The sequence below is a fragment of the Desulfonema magnum genome, assembly GCF_017377395.1.
GTDB classification, from domain to species: Bacteria; Desulfobacterota; Desulfobacteria; order Desulfobacterales; family 4be13; genus Desulfonema_C; species Desulfonema_C magnum.
The window spans coordinates 6,960,156-6,978,179 of sequence record NZ_CP061800.1; the positions used below are offsets into that span (position 1 = coordinate 6,960,156).

Below are 18,024 nucleotides of genomic sequence, written 5' to 3' on the forward strand. Positions count from 1 at the left end.
CTTCTCACTGATATCACTGAATTATACCACATATTTAATACTCAGCCGTTCAGCCGCGTTATAGTCACTTATTCCCAGAGCGTCTGACATGCCAATGGGCAGAGCTGTTGATCTTCCCAGAGGTGCGACGATCTTTTTTAATTCCGTGTCAAAACTCAGAAACACATCCACGACACGCTGCGCCACATCTTCCGGGTCCAGACGCCGGTAAAGACGGGGATCCTGGGAGGTAATTCCTTTGGGACAGCGCCCGATGTTGCAGATGTTACATCTGTCCGTTTCCGATCCCAGACATCCTGCCGCAGCCTGCATAATGTACTTTCCAATCTGGACACCGCTCGCGCCCAGCATGATCAGCGCGGCCGCGTTTGCAGCCAGGTTTCCGCTTTTTCCCACACCGCCACCGGCAAACAACGGAATTTCATTCTGATTTCCTGTCTTCACAAGATTCAGATAACAGTCCCGGACATTGCTTGCAATGGGATATCCCATGTGGTTCATGGATACATTATAGGCCGCGCCGGTTCCGCCGTCCTCCCCGTCAATGGCAAGTCCCGAGGCATATGGATTCCGGGTGAGATTGTTTAACACGGCAAGCGATGTGGAAGTTGCTGAAATTTTAGGATATACAGGAACTCTGAATCCCCACGCCATGTACATGGACTGAATCATCTTGGCAACAGACTCTTCAATGGAATATTGTGTCTGATGCGTGGGCGGACTGGGAAGACTCACCCCCGCGGGAACCCCGCGAATCGCGGCAATCAGTTTGTTCACCTTGTACCACATGAGCAGGCCCCCGTCCCCGGGTTTTGCGCCCTGTCCGTATTTGATTTCAATCGCGCAGGGGTCTTCCTTCATTTCCGGTATGGCGTGGATAATCTCATCCCAGCCAAAATAACCGCTGGCAATCTGAAGAATGACATATTTCAGAAATCTGGACCGGAGCAGTCTGGGGGGGCATCCGCCTTCGCCCGTGCAGATACGGACCGGCATTCCCAATTCTTCATTCAGATAGGTGACACCCATCTGAAGCCCTTCCCACATGGTCGGGGACAAGGCTCCGAATGACATTGATCCGATAATCAGCGGATAAATTTCTCTGACCGGGGGTATCCAGCCGTTTTGCCTGAGATGTTTCAAATTCTCTTCAGGCGGCAAAACCCTTCCTAAAAGAGTGCGGAGTTCAAATTCATGGCGTCCCGCGTCCAAAGCAGGGTCGGTCAGCATGGATATCCTGATGAACTTAATCTGATCCAGAATGCCTCCGGGAACATTGCGCCGGCCTCCCCGCCGCCGGGGCTGTCCGCCCCGGTCAAAATGGAATTTCAGCTTATCTGCCTCATCGCTCCGGTACGGCATAATCGCGTCATTGGGACAGACCATGTTGCACACAGCGCATCCCACGCACGCATAAGCCGGATCTGTTTTCTGGCGAATGCCGTAATATATTTTGTAATCAGCCGATGATGTTTTTTCAATATCCACAGACGCGTGAATGGTTCTTTTACGAAATACCCCCAGTTCAATGGCATTTACAGGACATACGGCTGTGCAGCTCCCGCAAAGGGTGCATTTGTCCTTATTCCAGAGAATCTGCCAGGGCAGATCCTTTACGCTTAACGTAGAAGGGGTAATGGCTCTGTCTGACGACATATGGAAACCTCCTGACGATCCGGACCTACAATGGCTGTATCCAGATGCATGGGTTGAAAATCTTTGCTTTTGTCACGATCCGGTATCACCGCATCAAGACCACATACTTCAGAAGAAAAGGCAAACATGCCGGGCCTGCCCCCGACCACGCCGGGGCGGAGCTTTTTCCGATCCTGAACCATAAAGAGGCTGTGGTCAGGAAGGCTTCCGATCACACAGTTGGGCCCGTCAATGATCAGTCGTCTGCATGAGTGTTTCAGATGTTTTAAAAAATTTCCATTGGGATGCGCTTCAATGCTTTTATCCTGAAGCGGTGTGATGATATGTTTATATGTCTGAATATCAAGTCCCAGTTTCGTAAGGGTATAATGCAGAATATGTGTGAAAATTTCCGAGTCGGACTGATATCCGGTATATCCGTGAAAGTCTCTTGAGATTAAATATTCCTTTATGGGAATAAACGCTGTATTTTCTCCGTTGGTCATGGTGGAAAATCCCTCAAGGAAGAAGGGATGGCACGCATAGAGGTTGATGGCGTAATTTGTGTTCTGCCTGCCCTGGGCCATGACCACCCGCGCCATGAGGTCTTTCCGATCCAGTCCCAGATGACGGGCAACACTCAGCGGATCACCGATTTCCTTGATCATGATCACATCAGGCCAGAAAGAAAACACGATCATATCCTTTTTTTCTTCACCCATTTTCCGAAGCTCAAGACGCATGTTCATCAATCTGCTGTATTTTTCATCACTTGTCAGGTCCTCCCATTCTTCAGGGTATTCATAAGCCCGGATCAGATAGATATCCCGTTTGGGCACGCCTGGCGGCGGTGTTTTGGGAATTTTAATGGACAATTTATATTTTGTCATAAACCCGATTTCCATCATAAACCCGTCCAGCCTGCGGATGCCTTTTTCGGTGAAAATTCCCGAAAGGATAGGAGCGTCTTTCATATCATCAAAAGGCCCCCCGAGGTCCCGCAAAAACAGTCCCACCCCGGAACCGTCATGGCCTTCCCGCATCACATCCAATGCTTCTATGGCGACCATCGGAGACAGGGGATCTTTGCTGGTTATTGCAAATAAACGACACATTGTTATTTCTCCTAGTGCTTAAAAATTAAAAACCAAAATTTTAATTATAAATTTTATATTAAATATTTTCAAGATTTTTTTAAATAAAATAGAACAAACCTGCTTCAGCCCAATTGTCAAAATGATGACAATATGTTAGCAAAATATATCATGCCAAAAATCTGTGAGGGATAAAAAAGAAACCCGGATTTTTCCCCGGAGAGTTTCGCCGGACGGAGTTGCAAACTCCGTCCGAAACAGTTTCAGTTTATATACAAAAATGGGGGGGGCAGATGGCTGAGAATAGGCTTTTTCAGAGCGTTTTTCTTTTAAATTCAATGAATTTTCAAGGTTAGCCCACAGAAAGCAAGCGGATTTTATGTTGCTCGGTGTGATATTGGGAACGGCAAGAAGAGACGTTACAAGGCCGGAGCCATCTTTTATCTACACGGATTAGCGATAAGCAAGGATTTTAACGATCTCCGGCTCAGACTGACCTCAAATCCCTGCTTATCACTCATCCATGTAGATTGGATTTCGGCGGGAAGAGCTGATATGACGCATTTTTATAATCTTTATTGGGTTGATCTGGTCCGAGTCCATTCACCCTTCATATTTCTTTTGGCAGAAAATCCGTATCCAAAATTTCTTCCTGAGAATACGGGCATGTTTCAGGAAAGGTTCTCACAGAAAGCCCTGTTTCGGCAGCAGCGGCGTTTTTTGCCCGGGAATAAGCACTGTCAATTCTTTCATTCAGTTTATGTCTCAGACTCGGGCTGTCCTGTAAAAGACTGTCAATTTCTGATCGCTGCGTCACGATTGTCGATTTCCAGCTCTTGCTTCTGAAATCAGCCTCATATTGCCATTTCAGCAGGTGTGTCAGCAACACTGCGAGTCTGCTTACCAGTTCCCTTTTGTCCCGTCTTCCCATGGCTTCTATTTCCTCTGCAATATTTTCCATATCTGTTTCAGAGAATTTTCCCTCCCGTATCAGCCTGGCGTTCTTCTGAGTCCAGATATAAAAATCTTTTTCATAAAGTTCTGACGCTTCCAAAAGACGCCTCCTTTCTGTTGTCTTCAATTTTTCTAAAAAATCAATGTGATTATAACAAGGAAAAACGTGGTCTGCAAGCAAAAAACTTTCTGAAGATCATTTTGCGATGCGCTCTGTGAAAGTTCATGTGAGCCAGGCTGAGAAACATAATATACCGGAAAGGAGTGCAAAAATGGATCGGAACGGATTTTTTGCATCCCCATGATATACCGGAAAGGAGTGCAAAAATGGAGCGGAGGAACGGAGCGGATTTTTTGCATCCCTATGATATACCGATGAATTCCGGGGACACCTTACTTAATTATTGACAAAAACCAAAAGAAAAATAAGTTCATACAGGTTGGGTTGAGGAACGAAACCCAACATTTTCGTCAGTCATCAAAGATGAGCGATGTTCGTCGGTGTTGGGTTTCGTTCCTCAACCCAACCTGCACAACTCATATATTATCCATTGCCACAAATATATCGTCCCTACGGGACTCGGAAACACGGGGGCATGCCATTGCTACAAATATGCCGTCCCTACGGGACTCTTCAAACCTCCCTCAAAAAAGCGAGCGTAGGTCGGGCTGAACAACGAAACCCGACATTTTCCGGATCTCATCTACACGGATTGGTGATAAGCAAGGATTTTTTGCACCTCTGATCTGAAATACCTGCTTATCAATAATCCATGTAGATTGTAGGACAACCCTGCCTACACAACTGCGAAAAATAATTTTCGCACTCCGGAATTTTTGCGAAAAATAATTTTCGCACTCCGGAATTTTTGCGAAAAATGATTTTCGCACTCCGGAATTTTTGCGAAAAATAATTTGGGTGCGGCTCTTTTAGGTCGAGTGGAAAATTCAATCATATATAAATGATACAAATTTTTATCCTTGATTTTTTATGTATTATTTGCTATGTATGAAAAGTGGACAGTCATATGAGGGAAATGCTGATAAATGGCAAACAGGAAAGAAAATCATAATTGTCGTCCTTGTCAACAACAGAAGTTGCCTTCGCCGCCTCGACAGAGAAATATCTGGAACTCATCGGCCATCTGGAGTTGCCTGAAAGTCATTCTATGACTCACAGTGATTTGGAAAATCTTTTGTCCGGCGAAGGCCGCGAACTGATGCGAAGACTCATGGAAGATCATCTGAGAATCCGGGCTTGCGGAGATGACGTATGGAAATCCGTGACCGGTTCCGATGGCATTGAACGAACTCATAAGATATTGCGGGAAAGGACAGTGATGACAGTGTTCGGGAAGGTGAGAATAAAACGCACAGGTTATTCGCGTCCCGGGAAGAGCAGTCTGTTTCCCCTGGATGCTGTCCTGAATCTTCCCGAAGGCATCCATTCTTACGGAATCAGAAAGGCACTTGCCCTGGAAGTCTCGAAAAGTTCTTTTTCGGAAGCGACAGATTCGATCAGACGGCAGACCGGAGTGAGAATGCATAAAAGACAGGCGGAACACCTGTCCCGGAAGGCGGTGCGGTGTTTTGACGAGTATTATGAGCAGACTTGCAGCCTCCTGCCCGGGGAGGCGGAAAAACTGCCTTTGCTGATTCTGACAACGGATGGCAAGGGAATAGTTGTCAGGAAGGAGGATCTGAGGGAGGAGACAAGGAAAAAGGCTGAAAATGCCCGAAGAAAGCTGAATAAGAGAATCTCCAAGGGAGAAAAGAAAAATCGTAAGCGCATGGCAACTGTCGCGTCAGTTTATCATATGGAGAGATTTGTACGCTCCCCCGAATCTGTGGCAGGAGAATTCGCACCGGAATCGGAATCGGAAAAAAAAGGAAGGCCCCGCCCCGTGGCAAAGAGGGTGTGGGCAAGTCTGGAGAAAAGTCGGGAGGATGTCATTCGTGAGATTTTCGAGGAGGCTCTGAGAAGAGACCCGTCAAACAGCAAAAAGTGGGTGTGTCTGGTTGATGGGGATCCTCATCAGTTGAAAAGTGTCAACAGGCAGATCGAAAAATTTTCGGTGAGCGCCGTGGTGATACTGGACATCATTCACGTCATCGAGTATTTGTGGAAAGCTGCGAGGGTTTTTCATGATGAGGCAAGCAGGACATCCGAAAAATGGGTCTCAGAACGTCTTCTGGGAATATTGCGGGGCAGAGCCAGTCTTGTTGCCGGGGGGATGAGAAGGTCCGCCACCCTTCTGAAGATAAGACGGAGTTCGAGAAAACCTGTCGATGTGTGCGCCGACTATCTTCTCAAAAATTCGCCGTATCTGCGTTACAATGAGTATCTCGGAGAGGGATTGCCGATTGCCACAGGTGTGATCGAAGGCGCCTGCCGGCATCTGATCAGGGACAGGATGGATATCACCGGAGCCCGGTGGAGTCTGGAAGGTGCGGAGGCGGTGCTGAAGCTTCGATCACTGAGATCAAGCGGTGATTTTGATGATTATTGGAAATTTTATGAGCTTCAGGAATTTGACAGAAACCATTATTCAAAGTATTCCGACCCGGCCATTCTGGACGAATTGTCATCAAAGGAATTTGTGGAAGGGAAGTCGACCTAAAAGAGCCGCACCCAAATAATTTTCGCACTCCGGAATTTTTGCGAAAAATAATTTTCGCACTCCGGAATTTTTGCGAAAAATGATTTTCGCACTCCGGAATTTTTGCGAAAAATAATTTTCGCACTCCGGAGTCTCCTGTCAGATTCGGACACAGCATAAATGATGATTGCATCATAGTCAATTATGGGAAACCTATGGAAAAATATATGGGAAAAACTATAGCTTTTAATATAAACTTCCTATTTTAAAATTAAATTTTTATGAAAAAATCAGCAAGCGTAGAGCGTAGGTCGGGTTGAGGAACGAAACCCGACATTTCGTTTTTTTTTCATTTGACACTCAGTCCTCCTTTCTTTATATTTTGTTTTTTAATGCCAGCAGATCAAAAACGCCAAACCGTTTTTGTTCCCAAACCGGAGTTTAAGAACGAGGTCAAAACACTTAACACCTAACACCTGACACCTGACACCTAACACCTGACACCTGACACCTGACACCTGACACCCAACACCTGACACCTAACACCTAACACCTGACACCTCTTTTTTAAGAAAGAAAATCATAATGAGATATTTATTAAAAAACCTGTTTGTCCTGCTGGTTGGCACTCTTATCATTTTCGGATGTTCCGGCGGTCTTGAAGAAGTCTCTGTGGAAGATAAGGACATATCGCTCCGGTTGGTAAACGAGGCAGGAGAAGATATTCGTAAAATCAGTGCCGAGTCTCCGGGACGGCTGACGGCGAGTCTTAAAAAAGCAGACGGAACTCCGGTTTCCGGTGAGGTGATTCAGTTCAGCACCACAGCAGGATATATTCAACCTGCCATTGCCGCTGCTGTGACAGATGACAAAGGAGAAGCAATGGTTCACCTGCTCGCGGGAGCTGTCCCGGGACAGGGAGAAGCCACTGCAAGTTTCGGAGAATACTCGGCAGCCCTGGATTTTACCACTGACGGCGATATGGATATTGCTATTGATATCCGGTTAGAGAGCAAAGAAACCCGCGCGGCCACAGATAAAATCAGCACCACCTCTCCGGGTCGTCTGGTGGCAACCCTTACTTACGGGCCTGAAAAAAATCCCATGGCGGATCAGATGATCACTTTTACGACAACACTGGGAACGGTTCATCCCCAGACCGGCACCGCACTGACAGATGCCAATGGTCAGGCAGCGGTTGATCTGCTTGCAGGCCCGGAACCGGGCGAGGGGGTTGCCACGGTCACATATGATGAATATTCGGTGATTCAAAAGTTTACCGTTCAGGAGGTTTCCCTCTCTGTTTACCTAATAAAAAAGGAAGCCTGGGAAACAGATGGGACAACCCGGGAAACCACAAATACCATCAGCGCGGCCTCACCCGAATATCTGATGGCAATGCTTAACTATGTAAACGGAGAGCCGATTCCTGATAAGGTGATTCAGTTTAATACGACGCTGGGAGGAATTCTGCCCACGGTTGTCAATCCTCAGCCCGGAGATGTTCTTCCCGGAGAAGGCACAGCTTTGACAGATAAAGCGGGCCGGGCAATGATTCAGCTGTTCGCAGGTTCGGACCCGGGCGCGGGCGAGGTCACTGTCGCGTTTGATGAATATTCGGACACCCTCGGATTTACAACTGTGGGGAATCTGGATATCTTTCTCTCTCTCCGGCTGTCAGATGGTGAGGGGAATGAGATAAGCCATCCCCGGCGGATTCGTGCGGATGCGCCCGGATATCTCACAGCAACGCTTGCTTATGGGGACGGAATCCCCATTGTAAATGAGGTGATTAGGTTCAGCACAACACTGGGACATGTTCAGCCCAATGACGGCACAGCCCTGACAGATAAGAACGGCCAGGCAAAGGTGACGCTGCTGGCCGGTCTGGAACCGGGCGCGGGCGAGGTTTCAGCGGCATTTGGTGAATATTCGGACAGCCTGGGGTTTACGACAAAAGGGGATGGAAACGTGAACCTGTCTCTCAGGCTGACCTCCCCTGAAGGATGGGAAGTCAACAGAATCAGCGACAAGTCTCCCGGCCGTGTCACCGCGACCCTCACAGATGAAAAAGGAGAGCCAATGGCTGATGAGATTATTGCCTTCAGTACCACTCTGGGAGATATTCAGGCGACTGCGCTGACAGACGGATATGGCCGGGCGGTTGTTGACTTGCTGGCAGGTGCGGACCCGGGTGCGGGCGAGATCACGGCGATGTTTGATGAATATTCGGAGACATCGCTTAACTTTGCCATTGAACACGCGGATATCGTTCTTTCTCTGAGACTGGCTGACATTAACGGAAGAGAAACAGATAAAATCAGCAGCGATTCCCCCGGTCGTCTGGTCGCGACGCTGAGGGATGCTGAGGGATATTCCATGGCTGATGAGATGATCACCTTTGATGCGACTTTGGGAGATATTCAGGCTCCCACCGCGCTGACAGATCAATATGGCCGAGCCACTGCGGATTTATTCGCGGGGTCGGAACCGGGCGCGGCCGAGGCCACAGCCACGTTCGGACAATATCCGCCGACTGCTCTTAAATTTACTATCGAAAGCAACCAGATGCACCTTGCACTCCGGATGGTGACTTCTTACGGGCATACGACAAACAAAATCAGTGCGGATTCCCCGGGTCGTGTGATCGCTACACTGAAAGATATGAACGGCGTTCCCGTGTTCAACAAGGTGATCACGTTCACCACAACATTGGGAGATATTGATCCTCCCGCGGGCACGGCCCTGACAGACAGCAGCGGTCAGGCCGAGGTTGAGCTGTTTGCCGGTTCGGAACCGGGGGCAGGTGTGATCACGGCAACTTTCGGAGATTACTCGGCCACCGCGGACTTTGAAACCGAGGGCGATATGGGACTGAGGATTTCTCTGAAATTGGCGGATCACGCCGGAGAAGAACTCGCTGAAATCAGCGCCGACACTCCCGGGTATCTGGATGCGACGCTTACAGATGTTTACGGAAAGCCTGTTCCTGACAAGCCTGTTCATTTCAGTGCGACGCTGGGAAATATTCAGCCTGCGGATGCTGTCGCCATAACAGATGATCAGGGCAGCGCAAAGGTTCAGCTCTTCGCAGGTTCGGAACCGGGGCAGGGTGTGGCCACCGCGACATTTGAAGAAGATTCAGCTCATCTGAGTTTTTATACGGCCGGAGATCAGCCCAGGGAGATAAGTCTCTCTCTCCGATTGTCAGACGCTGAAGGTCAGGAAACAGACAGGCTCCGTGCCGGAACCACCGGAACCCTGACAGCGATCCTCACTTATGCTGACGGAACGCCAATTCCTGAGCAGACTGTCACGTTTCATGCGTCCCACGGAAAAATGACTCCCTCTGATACGGCTGTGACAGACAATGAGGGAAAGGCCACTGTGTTTTTGTCCATAGAAGCAGGCGCGGCATCAGGCGCGGGCGAGGTCAGGGTGATTTTCAATGATCCCTTATCAGGCGAACATTCCGAGACACTCACGTTTGTCATCCCTGATGTCAGTCTCTCTCTCCAGTTGTTAAACAACGCGGGAGAGCCTGCGGATCAAATCAGCGCGGATGCTCCGGGTCGGCTGGTCGCAACCCTTATGGATGAAAACGGATTGCCGATTGCCAATCAGATGCTTACGTTTGGCTCGGATTTGGGCATGATTGAGCCTGCCGCGGCCACGGGTCTGACAGACACCAATGGTCAGGCATTTGTGAAGCTGCTGGCAGGTGCTTTCCCGGGAAATGGCGAGGCCACGGTGAGATATGGTGAAACATCGGCCGCGCCGGTGGCTTTTTGGACGGCCGGGGACGGCAAAGATATAATTATCTCTCTCCGGCTGTCAGACGCGGCAGGGAAAGAAACAGACCGAATCAGCGAGGACGCTCCCGGAACCCTGACGGCAACGCTCACTTATGCGGACGGGACCCCGATTCCCAATAAAATAATTACCTTTGACGGGATACGGGGAAAAATTGAGCCTGAGGATAGCGCGCTGACAGACAATCATGGTCAGGCGAGTGTTTTCCTCTCAGCCGGTTCAGATCCGGGTGTGGGGGAGGCCATGGCAATGTATGGCGGGAAATCCGCGTCCCTGATCTTTTATGCGGATGTGATTCAGGCGGAGCATCATTTGATTATCCGTCTGACAACTCGTTCGGGGTATTCCACAGAGATCATCAGCAATGCTGTGCCAGGGCGTCTGAGGGCCACACTTACGGATAAGGACGGCTATCCTGTTCCTGACGCGGTGATTCAGTTCAGCACAACCCTGGGAAAGATTGAGCCTGAGGCGGGTCAGGCCATGACAAACAGCATTGGCGTGGCAACTGTTGACCTGCTTACCGGAACAGAACCCGGGCCGGGGGTGGCGACCGCTGTTTTTGGTGAATATTCCGCAAGTGTTGATTTTTATACTAAGGGAGATGAGCCGCCGGAGAGAATCCTGACACTTCGATTGGTAAAAAATAAAACCGGATATGTGACAGATACGGTGAGCGCACAAATTCCCGGACGATTGGAGGCAACGCTTACTGACGGGGCCGGAAGACCGCTTTCCGACGAGATTATCACATTCAGCGTAAGTTTGGGATATACAGAGCCTGAAAAGGGCGAGGTGCTGACGAACACCAAAGGCGCGGCAGCGGTTCTCCTGTTTGCAGGTTCGGAACCGGGACCCGGAATAGCCACGGCCACGTTTGGTGAGTATTCCTCGGCCCTGAATTTCACCAGCCTCGGGAATCAGTCGGAGGATCTGAATATATCTCTCCGCCTGAAAGATGCTGTGACAGGGAAAGAAACCAATATCATCAGCGCCGAGTCTCCGGGACGATTAAAAGCCATTCTCACCGATGCGGACGGAAACCCCATCCCTGATCAGGTGATCACATTCACCACAACGCCGGAACTGGGGTTTTTTGTTCCGTCCTCCGGCACTGTCCTGACAAATGAAAATGGCGCGGCCCGGATTGATTTTTTCGCAGGCGATACCCCGGGGGCAGGTGAAATCACAGCGGCATTCGGAGAATATTCAGCCACTCTGGGATTTACAACGCTCGGGGATCAGCCCCGGCCGGAAAACATAACGAGTCCGGATGGTAAATGATGAGAACGGCGATGTGACAGATACCATGAGTGCCGCATCTCCGGGACAGTTATGCTTGACGACGCGGGCGGGCTGTTTCTGACCGGGTGATTATTTTTACAAGCACGTCGGGGAGTGCGGTGGGTTGCGCTTCGCTTCACCCACCCTACATTTTTTGTATCGGGTATATTATTTATTTCGTGTTCCCTAAATGTATTCACTACAGTCTCCCAAATCGTCATAATCAGAAAACAGGTTGCTTTTGGTAAAAAAAGCTATCTGTTTGTTAATATTACGAATTTTTGGTAAAAAAAACTATGTTCATTTTAAACCATCAAATTTTTAACCTACTGAAATTTATTATTTTTTTCATGGAGATATGAGTTGGCATGATTTATGCTGTATAATTTATTGGCTGGGGATCCGCGGGCAGGGAAAGCGCGTCGCAACCCTCCGGCGGATTATTGATCAGCGATAAATAAATAATGAACAACTCAAGGAGGTCACATCATGGGAATTTTTACAAGATTTCGTGAAATTATCAATTCCAATATCAACGCCATGCTGGATAACGCGGAAGACCCGGAAAAACTGATCAAACTGATGATCCGTGAGATAGAAGACACACTGGTTGAAATCAAATCATCGTGTGCCGGTGTCATCGCTGCCAGAAAAAAAGTTGAACGCTATTTGGAAGAAGTGCGAATTCGTGAGCAGGAATGGAACGACAGGGCAAAACTTGCGGTCAAAAAAGGACGGGATGATCTGGCCCGGGAAGCGCTCATGGAAAAACGTAATTATACCGAACGGGCAGAATCCCTTGAGAAAGAAGTGAAAGAACATGGTGATTTGACAGAACAGTATCAGGATGATATTCGACAGCTTGAGGATAAGCTTAAAACAGCCCGGGAAAAGCAGCGCATGCTCGTACAGCGTCATATCCGCGCCAGAAGGAAAAAACGTGTCCAGGAAGAAATCCGCCGTATAGACACATCTCAGACGCTGGCTAAGTTTGATGAACTTGAAAATCGTATTGAACGAATGGAAGCTGAAGCGGATCTGGTAAATTTCGGCAGAAAATCCACGCTGGAAGAAGAATTTGACAAACTTGGCCTTGATGATGAGATTGAAAAGGAACTGCAAGCTTTGAAATCTCCTCTTGAAAAAAAGGAATAGAGAAACTGGAAACTGGAAACTGGAAAATCTGCCGGTTTCCGGTTTTTCATAAGAGGAGTTTATTATGAGAACACTTCTGATTGGCGCTGTCATTTTTGGGAGTCTGGTTCTGGCGTTGTCTGCTGTTGCCGGTACAATTTTTATTGTCATCAGAATCCTCAGAGGAGGGTTATCCCGTGAAGAGCGGGAAATTCTCTCTGAGGAAACCAGAATGATTCAGGACATATATCAAGGACTTTCAAAAATGGAAAGACGCCTGGACACCCTTGAAACCATCCTTCTGGATCGGGAAAGAAAGGAGCGTGAAGAATGAGACGATTTGAAAATAGGTCCGGCCGAGGGTTGTATCGTTCCCGCGACGGTGTCATTCTCGGTGTATGCAGGGGCATTGCCGAATATTTTGATTTTTCTGTTTTCTGGGTGCGGACCATCACAATTATTGTTTTGTTCTGTTCGGGATTATGGCCCATAGCGGGACTGTATTTCATCGCTGCCTTGGTGATGAAACCTGAGCCGGTGATTCCGATACTTACGGAGGATGAACAGGAATTTTATGATAGCTATACGCATTCGAGAAGAGGGGCTGTGAATCGGGTAAGACGAAGATATGACAACCTGGAGCGTCGCATTCGGCGAATAGAAGATACGGTTACAAGCCGGGAGTTTGACTGGGATCGGAGAATTGAGAATTGAAAATTGAGAATTGAAAGTGGGAAACCGGGTTTAAAAAACTGTCAGAATACCAGAAAGGCTCAGAATAAACAGCGGAATGTATGATTTAAAAGGAAAAGTCAGGCTTAATAAATATAAGGAGATAACAAATATTGCTATTTCCATTTTTGAACGGCTTCACAATAATGTTCGAGTCTGAATTTCATATTTCATAGGTAACCTTCACTTTTATCGGTCACATTGTCCCGCACCATTGCCCACGAAGTTGCGGAATCGGGCAGGGCGTTTCCGCTTGCGTCTGACTTGGTGTATGAGCGGGGATTTGTTGAGTACTGGGCATCCTGTCCGTAAAAATCCTCTCCGGGTGCGGGGCAGGGGATTTCGGCGGTGTTGTTGTAGCATTTATGTCTGCCCGGTCTCGGACAGCCCGCCTGCGAAAGCGGTGCCCTGAGCTTGTCGAAGGGTTCCGCACAGGCACAGGATCACAATGGTTAAAAAAGTTACGGTTCTGGCTGGTTTTGTCATTTTTTGTTTCCTTTTTCAGACTTATAAATGTCCTGTCGCCGAGGGATCAGTTCCCCGGCTGCTAGCGAAATGCGCTTAAGCGCACTGAATTCACTTCTGTCTTTAAGCATCAGTCATAAGAATCTGCATCTTCCACCTCGGCAGGTGTCATTGTCAGCAGACCTACGATTTTCAGCCGTTTCTCCTCATCCAGCATTTTACCCAGTCTGTCCCAGAGCATATTCTGACGCTCAATATGTGACATGCCTGAGAATGTCTCGGAGATAACAAATCCGCCAAATCTTCCTGTCGGTGTCATGTCAATCTCCAACACCGGATTTTCAAGTCCTATCTGAGACACCATATTTTCTAATTCTTCTCTGAATTCCATCGTCTTACTCCCAAGTTGATGATTTCGATTGCATTGCGGATGACTATCTCGGAATTCAGTTTCAGGGCATCACCTCTGATTCCCCTGTCAAGTTTCAGCCTTCTGAATTCCGAAGTCAGTCTTCCATAAGAGGCAAACCGGTAATTGTTTTTCCATCGCGACCACACTTCTCCCAGAAGCGCAGGCAGCCTTATCATATCTTTCTGACGGATAAAATCTGTCATTCCGCTCTCTTTCAGAAGCTTTCTGAGATCATGCCGGCTCTCAAAATCGGAATTTTCTCTTGTCCTGTATGCAAGCAGCAGACATTCCACAGCGACTCCCGCAAAATAAATCGCCTCCGGATAGTGCCGCTCATTATGAAGTTTTCTTGCAGCGTCTATCCGCTCATAAGCGGCTTCAAGATAATGTTCGGGTCTGAATCTCATATTTTGTCACCTCACCGCCTGTTTTGATCGTTGCCTTTATCCCAGTCCGAGCCGGGCGAGATGGGAGATTTTATTTCTTCCGAGTCTCTCAAATTCCGCCTGAAATATATACAGACGAACATCTGTCCCCTGTCCGGCTGCGGAATTACGCAACCATCTGAGCGATCTGTTTCAGACTCCGGAGAACATCATACACATGCCGAAGCTTTCCTGTCAATATTTTTACAGAATTAATTCAGATTGTTATCAATTTTATATTCAGGATTCTTCTGTTGTTCGGCAATTGAAAGCGAAGCATAATTTATATCAGAATAATCGTGTAATTTCATCCACTTCAAATCGGGGCCATTCTGCCGGATTTCCGTGGCTTATGGCTTCGATGCCCTGTCCCTGTTCCAGCACTTCGCCGATCACGGAGATGTTTATGCCAGCCTGCTGAATTCGGCTGATGAGTGTTTCGCAGGAATTTCCTCTGCAAGAAATGAGAAGACTGCCGGATCCGATAAGTCCCAGGGGATTAATACCCAAAAATTGGCAAACCTTTTCCGTGTGCGGAAAAACAGGAATTTTGTCCATGTCAATCCTGATTTTATGGTCCCCGGCGATACTCAGCTCTTCAATGGCAGTTGCCACGCCGCCTTCGGTGACATCGTGCATGGCACTGGTTCCGCGAGACTGTCCCGCGATTTTCGCTTCTTTCAGCACGCTGATATGAGAAAGAAATTCTCTGCATTCTCTGATTTCAGCCTCGGTCATTCCCTGTGCTTTTAATATGTTTCCAAATTCTCTGGCAATGATACTTGTTCCCTCCACAGACACTGCTTTGGTCAGCAGCACCCTGTCTCCGGGTCGTATGTTTCGCTTGTCAATCAGGTCGCGTTTTGCAACGGTTCCGGCCAGCATTCCTGTAATTACGGGTCTTGTGACCGCGTCGGTAATTTCAGTATGACCGCCGCACAACGTAATTCCCCATTTCCGGCACACATTTTTCAAGTCGTGCATGACTTGGAAAATATCAGAAGGGGTGGTTCCGCAGGGAAAAAGAAGCGTGGTCAGAAACCACCTGGGCACGGCCCCTGATGTGGCGATGTCATTGGCATTTACCAAAACCGCATAATGTCCGATGGAGTCCGTGGCAAAAGTGATGGGGTCGGACTTGAGGATAAGCACCTCTTCTCCGTTCACATCCACGGCCGCGGTATCCTCACCAATCCCCGGACTGATCAGCACCGAAGGATCATTAAACGCGAACTGATCCAGAACACCTTTTAAAAGATCATTGGGGAACTTGCCCGGACGAAGCGGTGTTCCCAGCCGGACAATATCCCTGAGTTCTCCGAGAGTCGAAATCGTATAATCGCTTGCCTTTATTGAATCGCTCCGAGTCTCCGGTTTCCAGGTTTTGGTTTCATCGTCCAGAAAAACAGTCATTGCTCCTGCATCCTGACCCGCCTGAATATCAAATATGAAATCACCTACCATAAGCGACTGGCTGGCTTCCACGCCCAGTTTTTCAGCGGCCATCAGAACACTCTTCGGGCTGGGCTTGGGTGCCACAGGATCATCCCGGGAGATAATCACATCAAAATCAGAGAAGCTGATGGTCCTGAAATTCCGCAGCGCCCGTTTTATCGCCCCGAGCTTATTCCGGCTTACAATTCCGATCTTAAGACCCTTTGAATGAAGGTAGGCAATCATTTCCTCAGCTTGCGGATTTGGCTCGGATCTGGCAGCTGCCTCAAGTTCAAAACGTTCCAATTCACACCAGGCCTCCTCCTGTTGTTTCGGATCCGTCATATTTTCTATAAATTCCAGAAGCGGCAACTCAGCAGGACAACCGAGTGTCTTTTTTATCGTGGGAAAATCCAAAGCACCCGGTTTTGTCAAGGTCCCGTCAAAATCGAACAATACCGCTTTTATATAAAACAATTTATTTTTCATTTTAATTCCTTATTTCTCGCTTCTCACTTCTCACTTCTTCGCTTCTCACTTTTTCACTTCCCACTTTCTCGATTCTTTCGGGTCCGCGCAAAAAGGCCACAATCATGCCGGTGATTGCCACGATTCCTCCCGCGGCCATGGCGTAACGGAACGCTTCCATGAAAATCGGTTCCAATTCCGGGCGATAGACTTTTAAGCTGAGTCCTCCGCTTAACGTATAAAAAGTGCTGTTAAATATGGTTCCTGCCAGAGCCACGCCCATCGCCATTCCCAAGTTGCGTGCGGTTGCCACGGTTCCTGCTGCAACGCCTTTATAAGCTGCCGGGACCGCGCTCATGGCAATCGCACTGTTGGGAGAAATAAAGATAGCTGTTCCGACGCCGACAAGGGCAAGACGCCACACAATGGGAAAGGCTGTAAAAGAAGGGGAAAGCTGCGCCAGAGAAAAAAAAGCAAGCGCAAGAATGCCCATGCCCAAAGTGCAAAGCATGCGTGTTCCGATTCGGTCTGAGATAATTCCTGAAACCGGGGAAACAACAAAAAGAAAAGCAAAGGGTGTAACCATAATATATCCTGCCTGACTTACGGAAAAGCCGCAGGGATGCATCAGATAAAAGGGCATCAGGAAAGTCATTACAAAAAGACTTGCAAAAAGAAACACTGCGGCAATAATCGGAAGCGTGAAAAGGCGAATTTCTAAAAGAGAGGGTTTCAGTATGGGATGGAGAATGCGGGTCTCAATCCGGATGAGCCATATCACAGACACGACAGAAATACCTAACAAAGAAATAATGGGCAGAGATATGTATCCCCAGCTGTATCCGTGTGTGATGGCAACAAGAAAAGATGCCAGGGAAAGTGTCAGCAAAACCGCACCGCCCCAGTCAAAAGACTCATGTCTGGAGACATCCGCATTTCCCCCTTTCAGAATTCTGGTCACAACCAGGGCCGTCGCAATACCAATGGGAATGTTGATGTAGAAAATAAACTGCCAGGAGAAAAAATGAATGATCATGCCGCCCAGTGCCGGTCCCACGGTTAATCCCGAGGCCACCACAGCGCCCACCATCCCCATAGCCTTGCCCCGTTCTGAAACAGGAAAGCTTTCAATGACGAGCGCGGGGGTGCAGGCCATGATCATGGCTGCCCCGACCCCTTGAAAAGACCGCGCCGCAATCAGCCATATGGCGTTTCGGGCCATCCCGCAAAAAAGAGAACCCAGTGAAAAGACAATAAGTCCCCGGCTGTAAACCCATCGGCGTCCTCTGATATCGCTCAGACGCCCGAAGCTCAGGAGAAGAGATGACACTGTAAGCAGATAGATCATCGGTATCCACTCAATGGTCGCAAGAGGGATAACGAGATCATGCATGATAGAAGGAAGCGCAATGTTTACAATACTTCCATCGAGAGTTGACATGAACACCCCGACAGCCACAAGAGAAAAAATCAGCCATTTGTTTTCAGTGATTTCAAATTGTTGTTTCATAAACACCCATGTAAAAAATTATTAAGATTGTATTTAGTTGTCAGAGACAGAGCTGTTTTCTCTG

The 18,024-nt window shown here is 48.2% G+C and carries 13 protein-coding genes; 5 read left to right on the forward strand and 8 right to left on the reverse strand.

Annotation, left to right across the window (positions count from 1 at the left end; all coding sequences use genetic code 11):
- Nucleotides 1–21: 21 nt before the first annotated feature.
- The 3 genes from dnm_RS26630 to dnm_RS26640 all read right to left on the reverse strand — a co-directional run bounded on the left by dnm_RS26630 (nucleotide 22) and on the right by dnm_RS26640 (nucleotide 3,783).
- Nucleotides 22–1,656, reverse strand: coding sequence for a glutamate synthase-related protein (locus dnm_RS26630; RefSeq protein WP_207679919.1), 1,635 nt, complete (start codon nucleotides 1,654–1,656; stop codon nucleotides 22–24).
- Nucleotides 1,620–2,750 carry a class II glutamine amidotransferase domain-containing protein gene (locus dnm_RS26635; protein ID WP_207679920.1) on the reverse strand — a complete coding sequence of 377 codons (1,131 nt, stop codon included), beginning with the start codon at nucleotides 2,748–2,750 and terminating at the stop codon, nucleotides 1,620–1,622. Before dnm_RS26635 ends, dnm_RS26630 begins: the two co-directional genes overlap by 37 nt.
- 589 nt (nucleotides 2,751–3,339) lie before the next feature.
- Nucleotides 3,340–3,783, reverse strand: a complete 444-nt coding sequence (locus tag dnm_RS26640; protein ID WP_207679921.1) for a DUF29 domain-containing protein — start codon at nucleotides 3,781–3,783, stop codon at nucleotides 3,340–3,342.
- 973 nt (nucleotides 3,784–4,756) lie between these two features.
- Between dnm_RS26640 and dnm_RS26645 the strand changes: the two genes are divergently transcribed.
- From dnm_RS26645 to pspC, 5 genes are all read left to right on the forward strand, one after another.
- Nucleotides 4,757–6,304 (forward strand): ISKra4 family transposase, encoded by a 1,548-nt coding sequence (locus tag dnm_RS26645; protein ID WP_207679586.1) that lies wholly within the window; start codon nucleotides 4,757–4,759, stop codon nucleotides 6,302–6,304.
- 564 nt (nucleotides 6,305–6,868) lie between these two features.
- Nucleotides 6,869–11,380 carry an Ig-like domain-containing protein gene (locus dnm_RS26650; protein WP_207679922.1) on the forward strand — a complete coding sequence of 1,504 codons (4,512 nt, stop codon included), beginning with the start codon at nucleotides 6,869–6,871 and terminating at the stop codon, nucleotides 11,378–11,380.
- Nucleotides 11,381–11,869: 489 nt separating this feature from the next.
- Nucleotides 11,870–12,535: a phage shock protein PspA gene (gene pspA, locus dnm_RS26655; protein WP_207679923.1), complete on the forward strand. Its 666-nt coding sequence runs from the start codon at nucleotides 11,870–11,872 to the stop codon at nucleotides 12,533–12,535.
- A 64-nt stretch (nucleotides 12,536–12,599) separates the two neighbouring features.
- The gene (locus tag dnm_RS26660; protein ID WP_207679924.1) at nucleotides 12,600–12,848 is read left to right on the forward strand and encodes a phage-shock protein; all 249 of its coding nucleotides are present in this window, start codon (nucleotides 12,600–12,602) and stop codon (nucleotides 12,846–12,848) included.
- Nucleotides 12,845–13,228, forward strand: coding sequence for an envelope stress response membrane protein PspC (pspC, locus tag dnm_RS26665; protein ID WP_207679925.1), 384 nt, complete (start codon nucleotides 12,845–12,847; stop codon nucleotides 13,226–13,228). The genes dnm_RS26660 and pspC overlap by 4 nt, the downstream gene beginning before the upstream one ends.
- Nucleotides 13,229–13,609: 381 nt before the next feature.
- Here the strand turns inward: pspC and dnm_RS31415 are convergent, their stop codons facing one another.
- The 5 genes from dnm_RS31415 to dnm_RS26685 form a co-directional block, all read right to left on the reverse strand.
- Complete coding sequence (locus dnm_RS31415; RefSeq protein ID WP_276571831.1) at nucleotides 13,610–13,732, reverse strand: hypothetical protein; 123 nt, start codon at nucleotides 13,730–13,732, stop codon at nucleotides 13,610–13,612.
- Nucleotides 13,733–13,841: 109 nt separating this feature from the next.
- The gene (locus dnm_RS26670) at nucleotides 13,842–14,102 is read right to left on the reverse strand and encodes a BolA family protein (RefSeq protein WP_207679926.1); all 261 of its coding nucleotides are present in this window, start codon (nucleotides 14,100–14,102) and stop codon (nucleotides 13,842–13,844) included.
- A complete protein-coding gene (locus dnm_RS26675) occupies nucleotides 14,081–14,530 on the reverse strand; it encodes a HEPN domain-containing protein (protein ID WP_207679927.1) in 450 nt (149 codons plus the stop codon). Before dnm_RS26675 ends, dnm_RS26670 begins: the two co-directional genes overlap by 22 nt.
- 306 nt (nucleotides 14,531–14,836) lie before the next feature.
- Nucleotides 14,837–16,471 (reverse strand): HAD-IA family hydrolase, encoded by a 1,635-nt coding sequence (locus dnm_RS26680; protein ID WP_207679928.1) that lies wholly within the window; start codon nucleotides 16,469–16,471, stop codon nucleotides 14,837–14,839.
- 1 nt (nucleotide 16,472) lies between these two features.
- Nucleotides 16,473–17,960 carry an MFS transporter gene (locus dnm_RS26685; protein ID WP_207679929.1) on the reverse strand — a complete coding sequence of 496 codons (1,488 nt, stop codon included), beginning with the start codon at nucleotides 17,958–17,960 and terminating at the stop codon, nucleotides 16,473–16,475.
- Between the last annotated feature and the right edge of the window lie 64 nt (nucleotides 17,961–18,024).

Bases quoted from the DNA above. Each gene is read 5' to 3' on its own strand.
- dnm_RS26630 (WP_207679919.1), bottom strand. From the start codon at position 1,656: ATGTCGTCAGACAGAGCCATTACCCCTTCTACGTTAAGCGTAAAGGAT.
- dnm_RS26635 (WP_207679920.1), bottom strand. From the start codon at position 2,750: ATGTGTCGTTTATTTGCAATAACCAGCAAAGATCCCCTGTCTCCGATG.
- dnm_RS26650 (WP_207679922.1), top strand. From the start codon at position 6,869: ATGAGATATTTATTAAAAAACCTGTTTGTCCTGCTGGTTGGCACTCTT.
- pspA (WP_207679923.1), top strand. From the start codon at position 11,870: ATGGGAATTTTTACAAGATTTCGTGAAATTATCAATTCCAATATCAAC.
- dnm_RS26660 (WP_207679924.1), top strand. From the start codon at position 12,600: ATGAGAACACTTCTGATTGGCGCTGTCATTTTTGGGAGTCTGGTTCTG.
- pspC (WP_207679925.1), top strand. From the start codon at position 12,845: ATGAGACGATTTGAAAATAGGTCCGGCCGAGGGTTGTATCGTTCCCGC.
- dnm_RS31415 (WP_276571831.1), bottom strand. From the start codon at position 13,732: ATGACAAAACCAGCCAGAACCGTAACTTTTTTAACCATTGTGATCCTG.
- dnm_RS26670 (WP_207679926.1), bottom strand. From the start codon at position 14,102: ATGGAATTCAGAGAAGAATTAGAAAATATGGTGTCTCAGATAGGACTT.
- dnm_RS26675 (WP_207679927.1), bottom strand. From the start codon at position 14,530: ATGAGATTCAGACCCGAACATTATCTTGAAGCCGCTTATGAGCGGATA.
- dnm_RS26680 (WP_207679928.1), bottom strand. From the start codon at position 16,471: ATGAAAAATAAATTGTTTTATATAAAAGCGGTATTGTTCGATTTTGAC.
- dnm_RS26685 (WP_207679929.1), bottom strand. From the start codon at position 17,960: ATGAAACAACAATTTGAAATCACTGAAAACAAATGGCTGATTTTTTCT.